The organism is Kribbella sp. CCNWLW201 (genome assembly GCF_037203805.1).
Classification (GTDB): Bacteria; Actinomycetota; Actinomycetes; order Propionibacteriales; family Kribbellaceae; genus Kribbella.
Map to the genome: position 1 here is coordinate 354,507 of NZ_JBBCBQ010000002.1, position 18,701 is coordinate 373,207.

Here is an 18,701-nt window from a genome sequence, read left to right on the forward strand (position 1 = left end):
GGGGGCAGGAAGCACTCACCGTCTGTGTGCGATTTTGTTCATCTGCCCGCAATCCGCGTTTGAGGGCTCCGTGACCTGTTCGTTATGGTCGAGGACGCGTCGCACCCCCTCCCTGGCGGCGCGCCCCTCCTGGAAGGCCCCTCCCCCGTGCCCCCTCACCATGACGTGCCGGAAGCAGAACGGCCGGCACCGCGTCGTCTGGCTGCCCCGCGCCGGGTGGCCAAGCACCGCTCCTCCCGTCGAAGTACCAACCGCCGTACCCAGCTGATCGGTCTGACCGCAGCGCTCGCGGCAGCAGCCGGCACCACCGGCATCGCCATCACCTCGTCGGCCATGGGTTCCGCACCGTCGAGCACCGGCCTGAGCCCCTCACAGGCCGACGCTCTGACCGCGGCCCGGGTCGAACGGCGTGACCTCGGCTCCCGGGACGCGTCCCGGGTCGACGTGGCCACCCTCGAGGCGAACCGCAAGGCGCGAGCGGAGGCGGCCGCCAAACAGCGGGCCGCGCGACTGGCCGCGAACGCGACGCTGACCCAGCGCCGCGCCCTCGCGCTCGCCGCGGCCAAGGCAGCCGCCGCCAAGAAGGCCGCCGCCCAGACCCGTGCACTGGCTGAGGCGAAGGCCGCCGCGATCGCCAAGGCCAAGGCTGAGGAGAAGGCGCAGGGCAAGGTCGTCCTCCCAACCACCGGCTACCACCTGACCGCTCACTTCGGTCAGGCCGGCGGCCGCTGGGCCCGCAACCACACCGGCCTCGACTTCGCCGCACCTCTCGGTACGCCGGTTCGTTCGGTGATGGCCGGTGAGGTCATCCAGGCCGCGTACGCAGGTGCGTACGGCCGCCAGGTGAAGGTCCGTCACGCCGACGGTACGGTCACGTCGTACAGCCACATGTCGGAGTTCGACGTCTCGGTCGGCGACATGGTGAGCGCCGGCGAGCAGGTCGGCGCGATCGGCATGACCGGCAACACCACCGGCCCGCACCTGCACTTCGAGGTGCTGCCGGGTGGCGGCGACCCGATCGACCCGGAGCCGTGGCTCCGCGATCACGGCGTCAACCCGTAGTACCGAGGAACCTCGCCACGGTCGTCACGAAGGCGTCCGCGTCGTCCAGCCACGGGTGATGCGCGACGCCCGGCAGGACCACGAACTGAGCGTTGGGGAACACCCCGGCGAACTCTTCGGCGGCGATGGTGTCAGTACCCCAGTCGAGAGCCCCGGCCAGCACCAAGGCCGGGGCTCCGACCTTTGCCAGGGCGGCCCGGGTCGCGGGCGGGTCGAATGCGGCGGGTGAGTTGAAGACGCCGAGGGCCTCGTAGTTGGCGAGGCTGTCCTCGAAGGCTTGCTGGGCTTGCGCCTCGGCGTCCCAGCGCGCGTACGACATCGGGTTGAGCGCGGCCCAGTCCGCCCCCTCCCCGGTCTGGATCGCCTCGAAGGCGGCCGACACCTGCGGGTACCACGGCTCGTTCTTACGCCGCTCGAGCACCTGCCGCCGCCGCTCGGCGGTCATGTCGATTCCCACCGACCTGGTCCCCGGGGTGGCGAGCACCAGTTTGGTGATCCGGTCCGGGTGCGCAGCGGCGTACCTGGTGACGAGGCTGGCGCCGGCGGAGTGCCCGAGCAGAGCAATCCGCTCCAGCCCCAGGTGCTCCCGCAGCGCCTCCAGATCGCGAACCTGCCGATCACACCGCCAGTCCTCCACCTCCCCCGGCCCACCGGACTCCCCAGTCCCCCGCAGATCCACCATCACCAACTGCCGATGCCGCGCGAGCCCACCCAACTCCCCCAAATACGCACTAGCCAACATCCCCCCAGGCACACAAACCAACGGCTCCCCTTCCCCCACCAAGTGGTAAGCCAACTCAACTCCGTCCGGCGCAGCAAACGTCGTCATCACAGCATCTTTGCCATGTCGATGGAGTCGATGTAGGTGCCTTCGATGAGGAATTCGTTGTGGTGGGTGCCTTCGATGACGTAGCCGTGGCGTTCGTAGAGGCGGCGGGCGACAGTGTTGGTGCCGTGGACGCGCAGGCTGATCTTGCGGGCGCCGCGGCGTTTGCCCTCGGCGGTGGCGGCTTCCAGCAGGGCGGTGGCGACGCCTTGGCCGCGGGACTTCTGGGCGACCGCGAGGCCGTTGATGGCCAGGACGCCCTTGCCCTCGGGGTACGAGTACTTGTCCGTCAGCCGGAGGTAGCCGACCACCTGCCCGTCGTACTCGGCGACCAGGTGGTCCTCCGGACCGCCGCGGGCCCAGAAGCTGTCCCGGCTGTTCTCCCCGTACGACGGGAAGCCGGAGGTGGCGTCCCAGGACGTCTGGTCGATCCGGAGGAGTACGGCGTCATCGGACTCGATGGCACGGCGAACGGTCAGGCGGTTGGCGGTCACCCGGCAATCTTCACCCGCCGACGAGGTCAGCCTCCGGCCGGGCGAGCCGGCGGCTAACGGGTCTCCTCGGGAGGATCCGGGAGTACGGCGAGGGGACGCTGCCGCCAGTGGACGTCGTGCCAGCCGTCGAGTTTCCAGCCGATGTTGCGATAGGTACCGATCTCCTCGAAGCCGAGGGACTTGTGCAGGCCGACGCTGGCGTCGTTCGGGAGCGTCATACCGGCGACCGCCGTACGGAAGCCGCGCCCGATCAGGCGCTCGAAGAGGGCTTCGTACAGTGCACGTCCGCCACCGGTCCGCCGACGGCCCTGCTCCAGGTAGACGCTGACCTCGCAGGCCCAGCGGTACGCCGCTCGCGGCTTCATCGGACCGGCATACGCGTACCCGACCACCCGGCCCTCGTCCTCCAGCACCATCCAGGCGTGGGTCGCCTGGGCGTCAGCGATCCGCTGAGCCATCTCGGCCGCGGACGGCGGCTCGATCTCGAAGGTGATCGCCGTACCGGTGACATAGGGCGCGTAGATCGCGGCGCAGGCCTCACCATCGAGCGGGGAGGCGTCTCTCACTTTTGCCATGTCACGATAGTAGCCATAGATGCCGCTATAGTGGCAAGCATGTTGGATCAACTGTCCGCCTCGCTCGCGGCGACCGTGCAGGCTGCCCGGATCGCGCAGGACCTGTCGGTGAACGCGCTGGCCGAGCGGTCGGGGGTGTCCCGGGCGATGATCGGCAAGATCGAGCGCGGTGAGGCGCAACCGACCGCCGTACTGCTCGGCCGGCTCTCCGGCGCCCTCGGCATGACGCTGTCCGAGCTGGTCGCCCGCGCCGAGAACACGGGCGACCTCCTCCGCCGCCGCGCCGACCAGCCGGAGTGGACCGACCCGGTCACCGGCTACCTGCGCCGCGCGGTCTCACCGGCGACCGACGGCCCGCTGGAGCTGGTCGAGGTCGAGCTCCCACCCGGCGCGTCGGTCTCGTACCCGGCTGACGCCTACATCTTCAAGTACCAGCAAATCTGGATCCTCGACGGCCACCTCCGCTTCCACGAGGGCCCGGTCATCCACGACCTGCACACCGGCGACTGCCTCCAACTCGGCCCGCCATCGGCCACCACGTTCCACAATCCGTCGACGGCTCCGTGCCGCTACCTGGTCGCACTGGTCAAAGGCCGCTCATAGTTCTTCAAGGACACAGAGGGGTCCGGCGTGATTGGCTGAGCCCAATTGCCCCGCGCCGCACGGAGGGAACATGACGGTATCCCCACTGGCTTGGATCCTCAGCCTTGCCCTCATCCTCGGGCTGCTCGCGTTCGACTACTTCTTCCATGTCCGGTCGGCGCACGTGCCGGCGTTGCGCGAAGCGGCGATCTGGTCGGCCGTGTACGTCGGGATCGCGCTGCTGTTCGGCGTCGGCACCCTGATCGTCGGCGGTACGGCGATGGGCTCGGAGTACTTCGCCGGGTACATCACCGAGAAGGCGTTGTCGGTCGACAACCTGTTCGTGTTTCTGATCATCATGACCAGCTTCCGGGTGCCGCGGGAGAACCAGCAGAAGGTGCTGCTGTTCGGCATCGTCTTCTCGCTGATCGCCCGGGCCGGGTTCATCTTCCTCGGGTCGGCGCTGCTGAACACGTTCTCCTGGGTGTTCTACCTGTTCGGCGTGGCCCTACTGCTCACCGCCGGCAACATGCTCCAGCCGGAGACCGAGGAGTCGCACTCGGCGCAGAACCTCGTGGTCCGGATCAGCCGACGCCTGTTCCGTACGTCGGAAGACTTCGACGGCGACCGCCTCGTCACCACCATCGACGGCCGCCGCGTGATGACACCGATGGTCCTGGTGATGGCGGCCATCGGCGGCACCGACCTGATGTTCGCCCTCGACTCGATCCCGGCGATCTTCGGGCTGACCCAGAACGTGTTCATCGTGTTCACCGCGACCGCGTTCAGCCTGCTCGGCCTGCGGCAGCTCTACTTCCTGCTCGACGGCCTGCTGGACCGCCTCATCTACCTGTCCTTCGGGCTCGCCGCGATCCTCGCCTTCATCGGCGCCAAGCTGATCCTGCACGCACTGCACGAAAACAACCTGCCGTTCGTCAACGGCGGCGAACACGTCGACGTAGTCGAGATCAGCACCGGCCTGTCCCTCGTGGTCATCATGGCCGTCCTGGTGATCACTATCCTCGCGTCCCTCTTCAGCACCCGCGGCCGAACCCAAACCGCCATGGCCCACATCCGCCGCGACGCAGCCGCCTACCTCGACTCGGAGTACACCGCAGACGCGGGCGAGCGCGAGCGAATCTTCCTGCGACTCCTGGCCGCCCGCGACCACATCATCGCCCTCGGCCCGCAAGCCCGCCAGCAGGTCAAGAACGAACCCGAACTCATGGACCTCTGCCGCCGAGTCGCCGAAAGCCACGCCTCAGCCCACGCCGAGCACGAAATCCGCCCCAGCCTCTAGTTCTACCCACGCGCTGAACCACGCCCGCTCCTAATGAGTCGCGACCTACGCGCCGCTCCCACCCGCCCAACTTTCCCTGCGCGCTGCCGCACGCATAGCGGGCTGCCGCCCGCGATCGACCACACCGTGGTCATAGCCGCCCGTGATCATCTGAACGATTGTGCCTGTTCCCATGCACCACAGGGCGAGTCACGGACGGGCCACCGCGGTGGCCCCTGGGTGAGCGGCTGCGCCGGATCGCCAGAACAACCCAACGACATTCCTGTCGACCGATCTTCTCGGCGAAATATGACTTACTCGACTCGCTACCCCGACCTCCACCAACCGCATCACGCATTCCAAGTGCGACCCCCTACACGAGACGTAGGGCGGGACGAGGAACGTCAACCCCCAGAAGCACCCGCACCCGTTCCGGCGTCCAGCACAGCTCGCGCGCAAGGTCCGAGAGCGTCAGACCGTGATCCTCCGCCAACTGGAATGCCCGCCGGAGAATGCTAGGCGTCTCTCCGGGGAATGAGGTGATCGGCTCCTCTGCCACAAATCCTGAGGCGATCAACTCGTTGAGGCGCTGGTAAGCACGGCGCGCGGCCGGCTCCCCGACAACACCAACCTCGCGACTCCTTGTGATGACAGACTTGGCTGGAATACCCCATCGTTTACTGATTGCCGCCACTTCATGCATTTGGAGCCGCCGTGGAAGATCTTCAAGGATCTCAGCAGCAGGCGCAAGAAATTCAGCCGCGAAAGCGTTGGCCTCACGCTCCTTCTCTTGGTCAGATGGCGCTACATCATGATGCAAGAGAATGTGGCCCAATTCATGCGCAGCGGTAAATCGATGGCGGTAGACATCGTCCGCGCGGTCTGGAGTCAATACTGCGATTGGTCGCGGCAGTCGAGATGTCGAGAATGCATCGATCCGAGCGGTCTCGTTCGCAGTGAACGGCAATAGCGTGACTACAACGCCATGTATCTCCATCGTCCGCACCAAATGCGGAAACGGACCTGATCTGACACCCCAATGTTCGCGAACCAGTTGCGCTGCGGTTGCGGGGCTGGCTAGATCGGCCGCCTCCAATCGCGGGAGGTTTACGTCCGGAAACTCAATATGGCGCTCTAAGGCGCTCGTCAACTCCCAAACCTGCTCAACATACGCGAGTGCTTTGGCCCGTTCGCCTACACGGGTACTGCGTAAGCTCCTGAAATGCGCGACTCCAGCATCGACGCGAGCAAACGGACGGCCAGCCGCAAAGAACTCGATAGGCACTCCCAGCGCCTTCGCGATTCGAGGCAAATGCTCCGGCCTGGGATAGGTGATACCAGACTCATACTGGCCAATGGCCGCAGCTGACACGCCGACCTCGGTGGCCAGAGCCGCCTTCGTCAATCCGGCCAGTAGTCGCGCCTGGGAGAGCCTGGCCGGGTCAAGCGATTTGGAGACCGTCGCAGCAAGTTGACCTGCCACAAGGTATGGAAACTCTGGCTGCTGTGGTTCGTCAGGCACTAGTTCCCTCGCCGGCCTTACCTTGCTCGTCAGAACGACGTGGCCTCATCGGCATCTCCTGCGGCACGCCGGTCGTGAAGTCCGGTCGTCCATCATTCGCAGCGAGATCCCGTAGCCTCCGCCCGCCCGGCTTCGGCCTATCCAGTTCAAGCCGCTCTCGGTAGCCCCACGAGAGGCTGCCATCGACAAGCAGACTCTTAGCGTCGCCCCAGTATGCGTTGTGCAGGTTTGTCGGATTGCTCGCGTACGCAACTACAACAACTGGATGCTCGCTGGCGATGTCCCGAAACTCCTGACGGTACTGCTCGATCTGTTCCGCGGCGGCAGTATCCGACTCAACGATTTCTTCATCCGCAAACGGCAACAGGGGATCAGGAAGACTCTCTCCGGCGAAAATCGACTGCCTAGTTGGAGAGACATGACGACCGAGGCTCGCATCGTCCGGCTTGGTGACAGCGTCATGCGCGTAGCGCAACGGAAAGATGGCCGTACCGTTGACTATCAGAATCTTGTAGGACGCTCCGCGCGGCCGGTGAGGCTGGGCAGAGGACAGACCCTTGAACTCTCGTACGATGCCATCGTGAACCGCCCGCCACATATTGTCGTAGACGCCGTGGCTCTCGACAGGCGCAATCTTCTGGGCCGCTGCCATGCCTGAGTGACACTCCCACAGGATCTTGGGCAGCCCCTCACGCAAGTGGACACCGTCAGCACCAAATCGTTCCAGAGACCAGGCTGTGCCTTGCAGATCTGCCATCGATACTCCCCGTTACTTGAGCGGACAGCTGAGACGCTAGCAGATCACTTTAGAAAACTGCGCATCTTGCGCAGTCGGCGTGTCTTCCACTGGGGTCGATCCGGTGACCTTCCGACGCGATGCCCACACTTGCTGGCAGGCTGGGGCAAGGGCTCGGGCCCGTGACCTCACCGGATCTGGATAGCGGTCTCCACGGATCGAAACGCCCACCGTAGACCGTTTGGTCGCCCTCTTGTCCTTCGCCGGTGTAGAGGAGGCCCCATCCTCGGACCCACCCGTCGTCGGACCCGCGGAGCCGACCGGACTCGGAGGTAAAGATCATGATGTTGGGCGTGCGTGCCTGCGCCGTTCAGACGCTCGTAAAGATATGGCCCAGCGACCCTCAGTCCGCGTCAGCCCGGTAGAGCCGGTAGCGACCTCCACCGCGATCAACGCACCAGAAGTCTCGGTAGACGACGGCATGATTATCCGGCGCGTTCGCACACATCCGCGACGCCACGTGAGTTCGGATCGTCGACTCGGCATAGCGGCTGCCGCGAGCCCGCATCTCAGCCACAACTTCGGACAGTTCGAACTCGCCGTCTGGGGCTCTGGACGCCAACGCGTGCGCCACGTCGCGGATCTCCTCATGTGCTGCCACAGTGTCATCCTTGTGCGCTCGGGGCGGTCGGGGAAGACCTTGCGTCTGTGCAGTCTGGGCCCGCCTACCCGTCTAGGTCTGTCCGGGACCGCGGACCTCGGGTCGAGCCCACATCTGTGATCTACGTGCGGCCCTCAACCGCACTGGCCGAAGGGCACGAACTGCGCGCAGCGAGGAGCCACGGGCGGCGCTCCTCAAAGTTCCGCACGAATAGCCGAAGATCGCCGTTGACCCGCGGACACGGACGTCCGGGAGGCGGTGTCGGATCTGGGTGTAGGTGTTCGTGGTAGGAGTGAGCGCCGCCCACGAGGGCGCCCCACCGGACTCGAGGAGCACATCATGACCGCTATCTACACCTTCGACATCTTCTCCAGCCTCGATGGCTTCGGCTCTTATGACGGCGGCGACTGGGGTGGCTACTGGGGCAAGCAAGGGCCCGAGTTTCTCGACCGTCGTGTCGCCTTGTACGAGGAGGAGCAGCGGATGGTCCTCGGGGCTAACACCTATCGGCAGTTCGTGGCGGCGCTCGGCCCGAGCCCCGAGGAGGCCAAGGTGGACGACCCTGTGAACACGCGGATGATGAGCCTGCCGACAACCGTGGTCTCGACGACTCTCGAAGGACCCCTCGACTGGGCGAACGCGACCCTCGCGAGTGGAGACGCCGTCGAGACCGTTGCCCGGCTCAAGGAAGAGTCCGATGTGCCGTTGCGCTCGCACGGCAGCCTGTCGCTGAACCGGGCGCTGATGGCCGCCGGTCTGGTCGACCGCGTCCAGGTGACGATCTTTCCTGTGATCACCGGTCAGACCGGAGTGGACCCGATCTTCCAGGGTGCGGCCGACTTCGACCTCGAGCTGATCGAGAGCCGGACCCTCGACGGCCACACCCAGGAACTCATCTACCGACCCACCCTGCATACCTGAGTCCCCCGTCGAGCACCCAGCACCCGGCGCGAAGCCAACTAAGGCCCGAATTCGCCGCAGCGGTACGGAGACCCGGCCGCGTTCGCCTGGTCGATGCATCTGCACGCATCCAGCAGGCCTTGCTCGAACTGCGACTTCCGGCGCATCGGGGCACACCGAGGTCACGCAGCGTTGGATGTCCTCGCAACATCTCGCAACACCCCTTGACGGCAACTGGCCGCGACCCGAAGGTGAAGTCTCGCAACTTTCCGTGACTGACTGGAAGGATGACGTTGTGAAGATCAAGCTTGTCGCGCAAGACCCGAACTCTGCGCCCCAGAGTTCGCCGACGCTCTACAAGACCGACCGTGGGAGCTGGGTGATCCAGGGCTACGTTGTGACCGACCCCGAGGCGCTGAGCCAGATCAAGCTCCCCGAGGGCGAGACAGTGGTCGAGATTCCCGACTACATGATCCCGCTGTTCAACAACCCGCACTAGGAGCGGCGTGCAGGAGATCACCGAAGACGACCTGACCGAGCTGACCGGCTCATTCAAGACCAGCATGATTCATCTTGAGACCCGCGACGCATACGGCACCGAGACTGAACTGCCGCACATGGCCAAATGGCTGGCCGGTGAGCCGGACGACTATGCCTGGCTCGACGACTGGTGCGCCAAGATGCGCAGCCACGTTGACGCCGGCCGGTCGGCCCGGCGGGTCAAGATCGTCTCCGAACCGCTGAGCGACTACCAACGATGGGTTTACAACGTCTACACGCCTATCGTCGCCGCTGGCGAGGACGTTCGCTGGTTGCCCCGACCGAAGGTGTCGACGATCTGCCTACCCGGCAACGACTACTACCTGCTCGACAATGAGCGAGTCGTCTTCCTGCACTACGCCGGCACCGGCCTCAACACCAGTTTCACCACCACGACCGACCCCGAGGTAGTCGAGATGTGCGCCACTGCCTTCGAGAAGCTCTGGCCACTCGCAACCCCACACAGTGAGTACAAACCCACCTGACGCCACGAAGAAGGCGCGACAAGCCCTCGGCCTACGCCTTCGGGAACTCAGAAGAGATGCCGAGCTGACCGGCCGCGCCTTGGCTGACGCGGCCGGTTGGCACTTCACGCGCGTCTCCAAGCTCGAAAATGGCGTGCAAAGTCCCACCGATCAAGACATCCGCGTGTGGTGTGCGGTTTGCTCGGCCGAGGACCAGGTAGCAGACCTCCTCGCGCAGGCCCGCGCGGTCGAGTCGATGTACCTGGAGTTCAAGCGCCAGGCACGAGCGGGCCTGAAACAGATGATGCTCTCGCCGCAGCCGCTCTACCAACGCACCGAGCGATTCCGGATCTACGAACACCACACTCTGCCCGGTCTCTTCCAGACAGCCGCCTACACGCGGGCGATGTTGCAGTTCTGGTTCGGCTTCCTCGAAGTCCGCAACGACATTGAGGAAACGGTCGCTGCAAAGATGGCTCGGCAAACGGTCCTCTACGAACGCGGCAAGACCTTCTCCGTAGTGCTCGAAGAGGCAACGCTCTACACCCGCTACGGTGACGCCGACATCTTGGCGGCGCAACTCGACCGCCTCCTCTCCCTGATGGGCTTGGCAAACATCTCGATCGGCATCGTGCCGATGATGGTCGAGCGTGAGGTCGTTGCGCAGGTCAGCTTCTGGATCTTCGACGACCAGTTGGTCTCCCTCGAGACGCCGACGGCGAGCATCGACGTGACGACACCGCAGGAGTTGGCGCTCTACGGCAAGATGTTCGACCATTTGCGTCGGCCGGCTCTCTACGGGAAAGCGGCGCGTGAACTCGTGCTCGAGGCACTCGCCAAACTCGGCTAGCAACTATTCGCAATTCCGTCGAGACCGCGACTCAGTCGCTCCTAGCCTCTCAATATGAATGCTGCGATGTTGTTGCTTGTGATCGCCACTGTGATCCTCACCGGTGTGATGGTGTGGGACACGTGGCAGGACCTGAAGGGGCGATAGTGCGTGGACGCCTCCGACGATTGCTTTCGCGCTGGTTCGGTCGACTCAACGATCGATTCAGGCGTTGGCGAGACGAAGGACCATGAGCTGCCGTTGGCTCTCGCCTATGCGCGCACGCATCTCCTCATGGTCGAGTCTGAGGTGCATCGCACGAAAGAACGACTCGTGTACTTCGCACGGCTTGCGGGCTTCCGGCTCGGCGGTGTGTACGTCGAGGAAGTCCAGACCTGGCCGGCTGCATTCGAGGCGCTGATACACGCCTCGCTGATCGAGAAGCCGGGAGCGATCATCGTTCCGAGTCTGTTCCACCTTGCAGTGCTCGGCGCGCCCACGAGCATCAAGCAGCACATCGAACATCTCACCGGAGCCCAGGTCCTTGCCGCGACCGATCTTGTGTCCTACATGCCCGGCGCGGCGGCGTCTTGATCCTTGCATCGGCGCCGCCACGCCGTTCCAACCCGAGACGGGGTCCCACCGTCTGGTCCGGTGGGGCCTCGTCGTTCAGAGCACGGCATAACAGTCGTTCACAAGGACACCACCGACCCCGAGCACGCCGCGGTCAATTGAGGGCGATAGCCCGCAAACGTGTGCGGCAGCACGCACGGAAAGATGGGTGGGTGGGAGCGGCCGCGTAGCTCGCGACTCATTAGGAGCGGGCGTATTCGGTTGCGTGGGAAGAAATCAGCCTTTGACGGCTCCTGAGGCTAGGCCGGTTACGTAGAAGCGTTGTAGGCCGACGTAGAGGACTACGCACGGGATCATGGCTATCACTGAGCCGGCTACCAGGGAGCCGAAGTTGACTTCGCCGTAGGCGCCGGCTTGGACGTTTACGAGGGCTACGGGGAGGGTGTAGAGCTCGTCTTTGGTGAGGAAGGTCAGGGCGCCCAGGAATTCGGTCCAGGCGGCGAGGAATGCGTACAGGGCGACTGTCGCGGCGCCGGGAGTGACCAGCGGACGTAGTACGGAGCCGATCATTCGTAGGGTGCCGCAGCCGTCGACGTGGGCGGAGTCTTCTAGTTCGGCCGGGACCGAGGAGAAGGAGTTTCGCATCACGAAGACGCCGAACGGCAGGTTGACCGTGGTGTAGAAGAGGACCAGGCCGAGCAGGCTGTCGGTCAGCCGGAGGACGTTCATCTCCAGGTACAGCGGGGTCAGGATCGCCTGGAACGGGATCATCATCGACACCACTACCAGCGCGAACAGCAGCGGTCCGCTGCGGAACCTGAACCGCGCGAAGCCGTAGCCCGCGAACGTTGCCAGTACGGCGGTCAGCACCGCGGTGCTCAGGGCAACGATGAGACTGTTGCCGACAGCCCGGATCAGGTTGCCCGGGCCCTCGATCAGGGTGCGGAAGTTGTCCAAGGTCAGGTGGAAGAAGGTCGCCCGGTCCGGGGCCGCGACGATCACGTCGTTCGGCTGCACCGAGCGGAAGAGTGCCCACAGCAACGGTACGGCGAAGACTAGGAAGGCACCGCCACCGCCGACGACGTACAGGATGTTCTTGAGCCTCATGGTCAGTCCCTCTCCCGGAGCAGCCAGAACTGGGCCGCGGTGACGAGTCCGACCACGACCACCAGCACGATCGACAGCGCGGTCGCGGCACCGAGCTGCAGCTGGACGAAGGCGCGGTTGTAGATGTACTGGACGACCGTGGTGGTGTCCGTTCCCGGACCACCGCGGGTCAGGATGTAGAACTGGGTGAACGCGAGCAATGAGCCGACCACCGAGATGATCACCGACATCGCGATCGTCGGACGCAGCACCGGGATCGTGATCTCCCACTCCTGCCGCCACCAGCCGGCGCCGTCCAGCTCGGACGACTCGTAGAACTCCCTCGGGATCGCCTGCATCCCAGCCATCAGCAGCATCATGGTCAGTCCGGAGACGCCCCAGATCACCAGCACGCAGATCAGTCCGGTTGCGAGCGGCCCGTCCACCAGCCAGGCCGTCGTACCGTCGGTGATACCGAGTCTGCGGAGCACGATGTTGATCGCGCCGCTGTCCGGCTGCGCCTCGAGTACGGTGACGAAGCTCAGCGTGGAGAGGCCGACGACGAACGGTAGGAAGAAGACCGTACGCAACAAGGTCGAGCCACGGCGCTTGCGTCGTACCAGGACTGCCAAGGCGTAGCCGAGCACCAGGATCGGCACGGTCACGATGACTGTGTAGAGCAGGGTGTAGAGCACCGACTTCGCGAACGCGGCATCGGAGACGATCGCGGTGTAGTTCTTGACGCCGGTGAACTTCACCGTGCCGATCAGCGGCCAGTTGGTCAGCGAGATCACCAGGGCGAACCCCAGGGGGACGAGGACGAAGACCGCGACGAACAGTACGGCGGGCGTCACCAGGAGCAGCCCGGTCCTGGACGGATGGGTGAGCGACCCTCGACGGCCAACAGCCCTAGGGCTCACAGAAGGCTCCACCCGAGGCCTCGCCTCGGTCCGGGTGCTCATGCTTGCCCCTGGGCGAGGATTCGGTCGAAGTTGGTCTGGGCTTCCTTCATGGCGGCCTCCAGCTCGCCGTCGAACACTGCGCGGCGGAACATCTGCAGCCACGGGCCGTCCGGCTGGTTGTAAAGCAGGTTGTAGGAGAGCGTGGTCGGTGCGTACCCCTCCGAGATGCGCTCCAGCGGCAGCGTCGCGAGCGGGAACTTCTTCGCGAACTCCGGCGTCGCCGCGTCCGACCGGACCGGGGTGTAGCCGCCGGCCGGCAGGTCGATCTGCTGTGGCAGGTCGAGTGCGAACCGAACGAATTCCCAAGCACCGGAGGCGTTCCGGGCGCCGCGCGGGATGCACATGTTGTCGCCGCCGTCGAAGAAGGCCGCGCCGCCGTTCGGGCCGGACAACAGCCTTGGCGCCACCTTCTTGTGGAAGGCCTCGTCCGAGGAGGACACCGCCACGGCGTAGTTGGACGGGAAGATGCCGATCTTGCCGGCCCGGAAGTCACTCCCCCAGCGGGACGCGTCGTCGGAGAAGTTTGCCCGCGGCACCAGTCCGTCGACCCACAGCTGCCGGTGCAACTCGAGCATCTGCTGGACCGCGTCGTTCCCGACGATGTCGCCGAACTGCTCACCGACCTTGCCTTTGATCAGATCGGTGTCCGCGGCCCAGACCATCGGCTGTACGACGAAGCCGAGAGCGCCCGGGCTGTTCGCCGGGAAACTCCACGCATAGATGTCGTCGCCCAACTTCCGCAACTTGCGAGCGGCGTCAAGAAGGTTGTCGAAAGACTTGATCGCCTCGTCCGGGTCGACGTCCGCCCGGTCGCACAGCTCGGTGTTGAACCAGAACATCGAGTTGTCGGCCAGGTACGGTACGCCGAACGCCCGGTCATCCTTCGTGGCCAGCCGCAGGTGACCGGGGCTGAGCTTGTCCCGGAAGTTCAGCGCCTGCAGGGGTTCCGTGAGATCGGTGAACGCGTCCCGGTAGATGAACAGCATCGAGTTGATGTCGTCGATGTCGACCAGGTCCGGCACCGCCCGGCCGCGGATCGCAGTCGCCAACTTGGTCACGTACTGCGCGTCCAGGACCGGCGTCAGCTCAACAGTGAGCCGATCCTGGGACGCGTTGAACTTCTTCACCAGGTCAGTCAGACCGGTCTGGGTCGCCGCCCGGCACCAGACCTGCACGGTGCCGGTGGCGTCCTGCCCGAACCCGGCCGCCTGGACGTCAGGTTCGGGCAACACCGAACTACAGCCCGGTACGGCGGCGGCCGCTGATGCGGCCGCCGTCAGACCGAGAAACTTCCGTCGCGACAGCATGAGTACCTCCGCCTCACAAGGGAGCCCCCGCTGAGACGTGCCAGATCAGGCACGCGGCAGCCATACGCGCATCGCACCGATTTCGCGATTCGCCCAGGCGTAGTACGGCACCGCGACCACGTCGACTTCGTCGCCGACCTGATCAGCGGCCTCGGGGGTGAACGGCCAGCCTCCTTGATGACCGGTCCCGGCCCGTCCACGAGTCTTCAGCACGGTGACACCGTCCAGCAGCCCGTCATCGTGGCTCGCGGCAACTGGTGCCTCCGGCAACAAGTGGAGATCGTCGACGTTCGCCTGCTGATCCGCCTGCTCGACCGCGTACACCAGCGGACCGCGCTCCAGCGCGACACACCCGCGTACGGCGTCCACGCGCGGATCGGCCCCGATCACCCGAGTTGCCAGCGGCAACTGCAGGTCGATCGCGTCGGCCTCGACCCGGGCATAAGAACCGGCCTCGACGGGCTCGCCATTGACGGTCGCACCTGACGCCCAGGCTGGGATCCGGAGCTCCACCGCAACGGAACCGTCGACGGTGATCCGCACCGCGCCGTCCCACGGGTAGGCCGTCTCCACGGTCAGCGTGGCGTCGCCCACGGTCAGCGTGCCGGCGGCGTACTGATGGATCTGTACGACGCCGTCGCTGCTGCTCGCGAGGTAGCCGTCGAGGCTGGCCAGCGTGCGCATGATGTTCGGCGGGCAGCAGGCGCAGTCGAACCAGCCGCGCCGGCCGTGTGCCGGGCTGCGGCCGCTGTCGGGGTGCGCGCCGCCGCGCAACTGCAGCGGGTTGACGTAGAAGTACTCGGTCCCCTTCAGCGAGACGCCGGCGAGGAAGCCGTTGTAGAGCATCCGCTCGATCGCATCCCCGTAGAACGCGTCACCGGTGGCGAGCAGCATCCGCCAGGCCCACTGGATGCCACCGATCGCCGCACAGGTCTCGGCGTACGCGCGGTCCGTCGGCAGCTCGTACTCGTCGCCGAACGCCTCACCCTCCCAGCGCGCGCCGAGGCCGCCGGTGATGTAGGTCTTCGTCGACCACATGTGTGCGAACTGCGTCTTCAGCGCGTCGAGCAACTCGGTGTCACCGGTCTCGAGCGCGACGTCGGTGGCACCGGCCGCGAGGTACACGGCCCGGACCGAATGGCCTTCCACCGTGGTCGCCTCACGGACCGGGACACGGTCGGAGAAGTACGTCGGCTCGTGCCCGTGTTCCTTGATGATCCCGTGGCCGCGGGCCTCGACGAACCACTTGGCCAGGTCGAGGTAGGCCGCCGTACCGGTTTCTCGATACAGCTCGACGAGCGCCATCTCGATCACGGGGTGACCGTCGACGTCAACCGTCTGCCCCGCCGAGTCGCCGAAGGTCGCGACGAGGTGGTCGGCGAGCTTGATCGCGACGTCGAGGAGCTCTCGGTCGCCGGTGCAGCGGACCTGCGCGACAGCAGCCTGGATCAGGTGGCCGGCGCAGTAGTGCTCGTGGCTCCAGACGAGGTGCTTGTAGCGGCCCTCGTCGCCGTCCCGGAGTTGTACGACGGAGTCGAGGTAGCCGTCCTCGCGCTGTGCGGCCGCGACGATCGCGGTGAGCTCGCGCTGGCGCTTGAGCAGGTCCTCGTTCGGGTTGCGGCCGTACTCCCAGGCGGCGGCCTCGAGCCATTTGTAGACGTCGGAGTCGGCGAACACCGGGCCGATCGCCTCGCCTTCGCCGATACCGGCCGCGAGCCGGAGGTTCTGCAGGTTGCCGGCCGTCTCCAGCTGGTCCTGGCCGCTCGGGATCGCGCTCTCGCCATTGCGGGTCTGACGCGGCGCCCAGAAGCCGCCGGTGATCTTCGCCTGGCCGAGGCCGACGGGTTGCCAGCGGCCCTTGCTGCTGGCGGCTGGGCTGCGGGACGTGGTGACTGAGTCCGGGGAAGGGCTCATCGGGGGAAGCTCCTAGGGTTCGCGGAAAATCCAGAACACGTTTTCCTTGACGAAGTTAGAGACGCCCGGCGCTCTGGTCAACCCCTAGAACCAGGCCAATTCCGGTCCGACCGCGATCTGTGTTGTACTGTGTCCCGGAAAGTTCGGAAAGGAGTTGCCGGATGGCGTCACGTGGCCCTGCCCTGCCCCGGATCACCGATGTGGCCGCACTGGCCGGCGTCTCCACGAGTACGGCGTCCAAAGCGCTGAACGACACCGGTCAGCTCCGGGAGGAGACCAGAGAGCGGGTACGGCGGGCCGCCGAGCAGCTCGGGTTCACCCCGGACAGCCGCGGCCGGGCGCTCTCGTCCGGGCGCAGCTTCACCGTCGGGCTGATCACGACCGACAGCTCGGGACGGTTCAGCATCCCGATCATGCTCGGCGCGGAGGACGCGCTGAGCGCCGGCGAGATGGGCGTGCTGCTGTGCGACACCCGGGACGACCCGTTGCGCGAGCAGCACTACCTGCGATCGCTGGTGTCCCGGCGGGTTGACGGGATCATCGTCACCGGGCGACGGACCGAGCCGCGCGCGCCGATCGACGTACCGATTCCCGTCGTCTATGCGTTCAGCCCGTCGACGGATCCGTCCGACACGTCGGTGGTCGTCGACGACCACGGTGGTGCAGCATCCACGACCCAGCATCTACTGAGCCTCGGTCGCCGGCGCATCGCGCACGTCACCGGACCTGCGTCCCATCAGAGCGCCCAGACCCGCGCGGCGGCGACGGTCGAGACCGCCGGCGACGCGCTGGCCGGCGAGCCGATGCACGGCGAGTGGACCGAGCGCTGGGGGCGTCACGCGGTCGACGTCCTCCTGCGTACGTCGCCGGACGTCGACGCGATCTCCTGCGGCAGCGACCAAATCGCCCGCGGTGTCTGCGACCGCCTCCGCGAGCTCGGGCGGTCCGTGCCCGACGACATCGCCGTCACCGGCTACGACAACTGGTCCGTCATGGCCTTGGCCAGCCGACCGCCACTCACCACTGTCGACCTCGAGTTGGAAGAGCTCGGCCGCCGTACCGCGAATCTCCTGCTGGACGCGATCGCCGGCTCGGCCCACCCCGGCGTGATGGAACTCCCGACCCGGTTGGTCACGCGCGAATCCACCCTTGGTACCTAGATAGTTGCCTGACGGACCGCCGTTGTCCGTCTGGGATCGGTAGATTTCGCTGGGTGCTGCGCAAGCTCCTGATCGGCGTCGCGGTGATCGCCACGCTGGTGGCCGGCGTGGGCACCGCGCGCCTGGTCCTGCCCCGGACGGATCCCACTCCAGGTGTGGTCAAGCAACTGACGTACTTGCGGGCGCAGATCGAGGGCGGCGCCGACCACGCCGCGCAACAGCAGTTCCCGGAGGGCTACTTCTTCCTCAACGCCCTCTACGGGCTGACCTGGGTACAGGTCGGGCTCGCCGATCCGAAGCGGTCCGTCGACGCCGCGAACGAGGCACGGTGGGCCCTCGACCGGCTCGAGTCCCCGGACGGCACCGCTGTGTTCGACGCCTCGCTGCGACCGAGGTACGGCGTCTTCCACGCCGGCTGGACCAACTGGCTGCGCGGTGGACTGATCGCGCTCAAGCACTCCGACGCGGCCGAGATCGACGAGTTCACCAGCGCCTCGGTCGAGATCGCGACCGCGTTCCGCACCGCGAAGACCCCGTTCCTGCCGGCGTACCCGGGTCAGGCCTGGCCGGTCGACTCGACCGTCGCGATCGCCTCACTACGCCTGTACGACGAGCTGGTGGCACCCCGGTTCGGCGGGATCACGACTCGCTGGGTGTCAGCGGTGAAGACCCAACTGGACCCGGCGACCGGGCTGATGCCGCATCAGGTGACGCCGGTGACGACCGGTGCGCGGGCGTCATCGCAGAGCATGATCCAGCGGTTCCTGGTGGAGATCGATCCGGCTTTCGCGCGAGCGCAGTACGAGATCTTCCGGGATCAATTCGTGGCCGGGGTCGGGGTCCATGAGTATCCGAAAGGTGTTGGCGGGCAGGGCGATGTGGACTCCGGGCCACTGATTTTCGGGATCAGCCTGTCCGCGACCGTGGTCACGATGGGCGCGGCCAGGGTCGAGCACGATCCACTCGCCGACCGGCTGGCCCGGGAAGGCGATCTGCTCGGCCTGCCGGTCAGCGGGCTGAAAACGAAGCGGTACGCACTCGGGCTGGTCCCGATTGGGGACGCCTTCCTGGCCTGGTCCGCGTCCGCCCGCCCGATCGTGGCCAGCGAGCAACCCGAACTCTCGGGCGGTTCCGGCTGGTGGCGTGTGCCCTGGCTGCTGCTGATCTGGTCACCGGCACTGATCCTGTGGGGTCTCCTCCGATTCAGGCGCTCGCGCCGGCGGCACTGA

20 protein-coding genes are annotated in these 18,701 nt (G+C 66.0%); 10 read left to right on the plus strand and 10 right to left on the minus strand.

The genetic code is table 11. The features are described from left to right. The first annotated feature begins 165 nt into the window (after window positions 1–165). The gene (locus tag V9K99_RS11420) at window positions 166–1,062 is read left to right on the plus strand and encodes a M23 family metallopeptidase (RefSeq protein ID WP_337003947.1); all 897 of its coding nucleotides are present in this window, start codon (window positions 166–168) and stop codon (window positions 1,060–1,062) included. Here V9K99_RS11420 and V9K99_RS11425 read toward each other — a convergent pair. From V9K99_RS11425 to V9K99_RS11435, 3 genes are read right to left on the minus strand one after another with little or no spacing between them, the layout of a single operon-like run. After that, window positions 1,052–1,891 carry an alpha/beta fold hydrolase gene (locus V9K99_RS11425; protein WP_337003949.1) on the minus strand — a complete coding sequence of 280 codons (840 nt, stop codon included), beginning with the start codon at window positions 1,889–1,891 and terminating at the stop codon, window positions 1,052–1,054. The genes V9K99_RS11420 and V9K99_RS11425 overlap by 11 nt on opposite strands. Further along, complete coding sequence (locus V9K99_RS11430) at window positions 1,891–2,382, minus strand: GNAT family N-acetyltransferase (protein WP_337003951.1); 492 nt, start codon at window positions 2,380–2,382, stop codon at window positions 1,891–1,893. Before V9K99_RS11430 ends, V9K99_RS11425 begins: the two co-directional genes overlap by 1 nt. A gap of 53 nt (window positions 2,383–2,435) precedes the next feature. Further along, on the minus strand, window positions 2,436–2,957 hold the full coding sequence (locus V9K99_RS11435; RefSeq protein WP_337003953.1) for a GNAT family N-acetyltransferase: 522 nt from the start codon (window positions 2,955–2,957) through the stop codon (window positions 2,436–2,438). A gap of 39 nt (window positions 2,958–2,996) precedes the next feature. Between V9K99_RS11435 and V9K99_RS11440 the strand changes: the two genes are divergently transcribed. After that, the gene (locus V9K99_RS11440) at window positions 2,997–3,560 is read left to right on the plus strand and encodes a helix-turn-helix domain-containing protein (RefSeq protein ID WP_337003955.1); all 564 of its coding nucleotides are present in this window, start codon (window positions 2,997–2,999) and stop codon (window positions 3,558–3,560) included. Between the two features lie 70 nt (window positions 3,561–3,630). Next, window positions 3,631–4,839 (plus strand): TerC family protein, encoded by a 1,209-nt coding sequence (locus tag V9K99_RS11445; protein ID WP_337003957.1) that lies wholly within the window; start codon window positions 3,631–3,633, stop codon window positions 4,837–4,839. Window positions 4,840–5,191: 352 nt separating this feature from the next. On the opposite strand, the gene V9K99_RS11450 is transcribed toward V9K99_RS11445, so the two are convergent. The 3 genes from V9K99_RS11450 to V9K99_RS11460 form a co-directional block, all read right to left on the minus strand. Further along, the gene (locus V9K99_RS11450) at window positions 5,192–6,301 is read right to left on the minus strand and encodes a helix-turn-helix domain-containing protein (RefSeq protein ID WP_337004127.1); all 1,110 of its coding nucleotides are present in this window, start codon (window positions 6,299–6,301) and stop codon (window positions 5,192–5,194) included. Between the two features lie 31 nt (window positions 6,302–6,332). Continuing rightward, on the minus strand, window positions 6,333–7,097 hold the full coding sequence (locus V9K99_RS11455) for a hypothetical protein (protein WP_337003959.1): 765 nt from the start codon (window positions 7,095–7,097) through the stop codon (window positions 6,333–6,335). Window positions 7,098–7,479: 382 nt separating this feature from the next. Continuing rightward, window positions 7,480–7,737, minus strand: coding sequence for a DUF7669 domain-containing protein (locus V9K99_RS11460; protein ID WP_337322867.1), 258 nt, complete (start codon window positions 7,735–7,737; stop codon window positions 7,480–7,482). A 339-nt stretch (window positions 7,738–8,076) separates the two neighbouring features. Here V9K99_RS11460 and V9K99_RS11465 point away from each other — a divergent pair, with 339 nt between their 5' ends. The 5 genes from V9K99_RS11465 to V9K99_RS11485 all read left to right on the plus strand — a co-directional run bounded on the left by V9K99_RS11465 (window position 8,077) and on the right by V9K99_RS11485 (window position 11,064). After that, window positions 8,077–8,658, plus strand: coding sequence for a dihydrofolate reductase family protein (locus V9K99_RS11465; RefSeq protein ID WP_337003961.1), 582 nt, complete (start codon window positions 8,077–8,079; stop codon window positions 8,656–8,658). Between the two features lie 274 nt (window positions 8,659–8,932). Continuing rightward, window positions 8,933–9,136, plus strand: a complete 204-nt coding sequence (locus V9K99_RS11470) for a hypothetical protein (protein ID WP_337003963.1) — start codon at window positions 8,933–8,935, stop codon at window positions 9,134–9,136. A 7-nt stretch (window positions 9,137–9,143) separates the two neighbouring features. After that, the gene (locus tag V9K99_RS11475) at window positions 9,144–9,662 is read left to right on the plus strand and encodes a DUF6879 family protein (protein ID WP_337003965.1); all 519 of its coding nucleotides are present in this window, start codon (window positions 9,144–9,146) and stop codon (window positions 9,660–9,662) included. Beyond that, the gene (locus V9K99_RS11480) at window positions 9,643–10,491 is read left to right on the plus strand and encodes a DUF5753 domain-containing protein (RefSeq protein WP_337003967.1); all 849 of its coding nucleotides are present in this window, start codon (window positions 9,643–9,645) and stop codon (window positions 10,489–10,491) included. The genes V9K99_RS11475 and V9K99_RS11480 overlap by 20 nt, the downstream gene beginning before the upstream one ends. Before the next feature lie 150 nt (window positions 10,492–10,641). Further along, a complete protein-coding gene (locus V9K99_RS11485; protein WP_337003969.1) occupies window positions 10,642–11,064 on the plus strand; it encodes a hypothetical protein in 423 nt (140 codons plus the stop codon). Window positions 11,065–11,319: 255 nt separating this feature from the next. Here V9K99_RS11485 and V9K99_RS11490 read toward each other — a convergent pair whose 3' ends face one another. Genes V9K99_RS11490 through V9K99_RS11505 form a run of 4 tightly spaced genes read right to left on the minus strand, consistent with a single transcriptional unit; the run spans window position 11,320 to window position 16,312 of the window. Then, a complete protein-coding gene (locus V9K99_RS11490; RefSeq protein WP_337003971.1) occupies window positions 11,320–12,150 on the minus strand; it encodes a carbohydrate ABC transporter permease in 831 nt (276 codons plus the stop codon). Between the two features lie 2 nt (window positions 12,151–12,152). Next, window positions 12,153–13,049, minus strand: a complete 897-nt coding sequence (locus tag V9K99_RS11495) for a carbohydrate ABC transporter permease (protein WP_337003973.1) — start codon at window positions 13,047–13,049, stop codon at window positions 12,153–12,155. A gap of 38 nt (window positions 13,050–13,087) precedes the next feature. Then, on the minus strand, window positions 13,088–14,398 hold the full coding sequence (locus V9K99_RS11500; protein WP_337003975.1) for an extracellular solute-binding protein: 1,311 nt from the start codon (window positions 14,396–14,398) through the stop codon (window positions 13,088–13,090). A 45-nt stretch (window positions 14,399–14,443) separates the two neighbouring features. Next, a complete protein-coding gene (locus V9K99_RS11505) occupies window positions 14,444–16,312 on the minus strand; it encodes a glycoside hydrolase family 127 protein (RefSeq protein ID WP_337003977.1) in 1,869 nt (622 codons plus the stop codon). A gap of 161 nt (window positions 16,313–16,473) precedes the next feature. Here V9K99_RS11505 and V9K99_RS11510 point away from each other — a divergent pair, with 161 nt between their 5' ends. Then, complete coding sequence (locus V9K99_RS11510; protein WP_337003979.1) at window positions 16,474–17,472, plus strand: LacI family DNA-binding transcriptional regulator; 999 nt, start codon at window positions 16,474–16,476, stop codon at window positions 17,470–17,472. A 53-nt stretch (window positions 17,473–17,525) separates the two neighbouring features. Beyond that, window positions 17,526–18,701 (plus strand): hypothetical protein, encoded by a 1,176-nt coding sequence (locus tag V9K99_RS11515; protein ID WP_337003981.1) that lies wholly within the window; start codon window positions 17,526–17,528, stop codon window positions 18,699–18,701.

Coding starts and splice junctions, on each gene's coding strand:
- V9K99_RS11425 (WP_337003949.1), bottom strand. CDS start 1,891: ATGACGACGTTTGCTGCGCCGGACGGAGTTGAGTTGGCTTACCACTTG.
- V9K99_RS11435 (WP_337003953.1), bottom strand. CDS start 2,957: ATGGCAAAAGTGAGAGACGCCTCCCCGCTCGATGGTGAGGCCTGCGCC.
- V9K99_RS11440 (WP_337003955.1), top strand. CDS start 2,997: ATGTTGGATCAACTGTCCGCCTCGCTCGCGGCGACCGTGCAGGCTGCC.
- V9K99_RS11445 (WP_337003957.1), top strand. CDS start 3,631: ATGACGGTATCCCCACTGGCTTGGATCCTCAGCCTTGCCCTCATCCTC.
- V9K99_RS11455 (WP_337003959.1), bottom strand. CDS start 7,097: ATGGCAGATCTGCAAGGCACAGCCTGGTCTCTGGAACGATTTGGTGCT.
- V9K99_RS11465 (WP_337003961.1), top strand. CDS start 8,077: ATGACCGCTATCTACACCTTCGACATCTTCTCCAGCCTCGATGGCTTC.
- V9K99_RS11490 (WP_337003971.1), bottom strand. CDS start 12,150: ATGAGGCTCAAGAACATCCTGTACGTCGTCGGCGGTGGCGGTGCCTTC.
- V9K99_RS11500 (WP_337003975.1), bottom strand. CDS start 14,398: ATGCTGTCGCGACGGAAGTTTCTCGGTCTGACGGCGGCCGCATCAGCG.
- V9K99_RS11505 (WP_337003977.1), bottom strand. CDS start 16,312: ATGAGCCCTTCCCCGGACTCAGTCACCACGTCCCGCAGCCCAGCCGCC.
- V9K99_RS11510 (WP_337003979.1), top strand. CDS start 16,474: ATGGCGTCACGTGGCCCTGCCCTGCCCCGGATCACCGATGTGGCCGCA.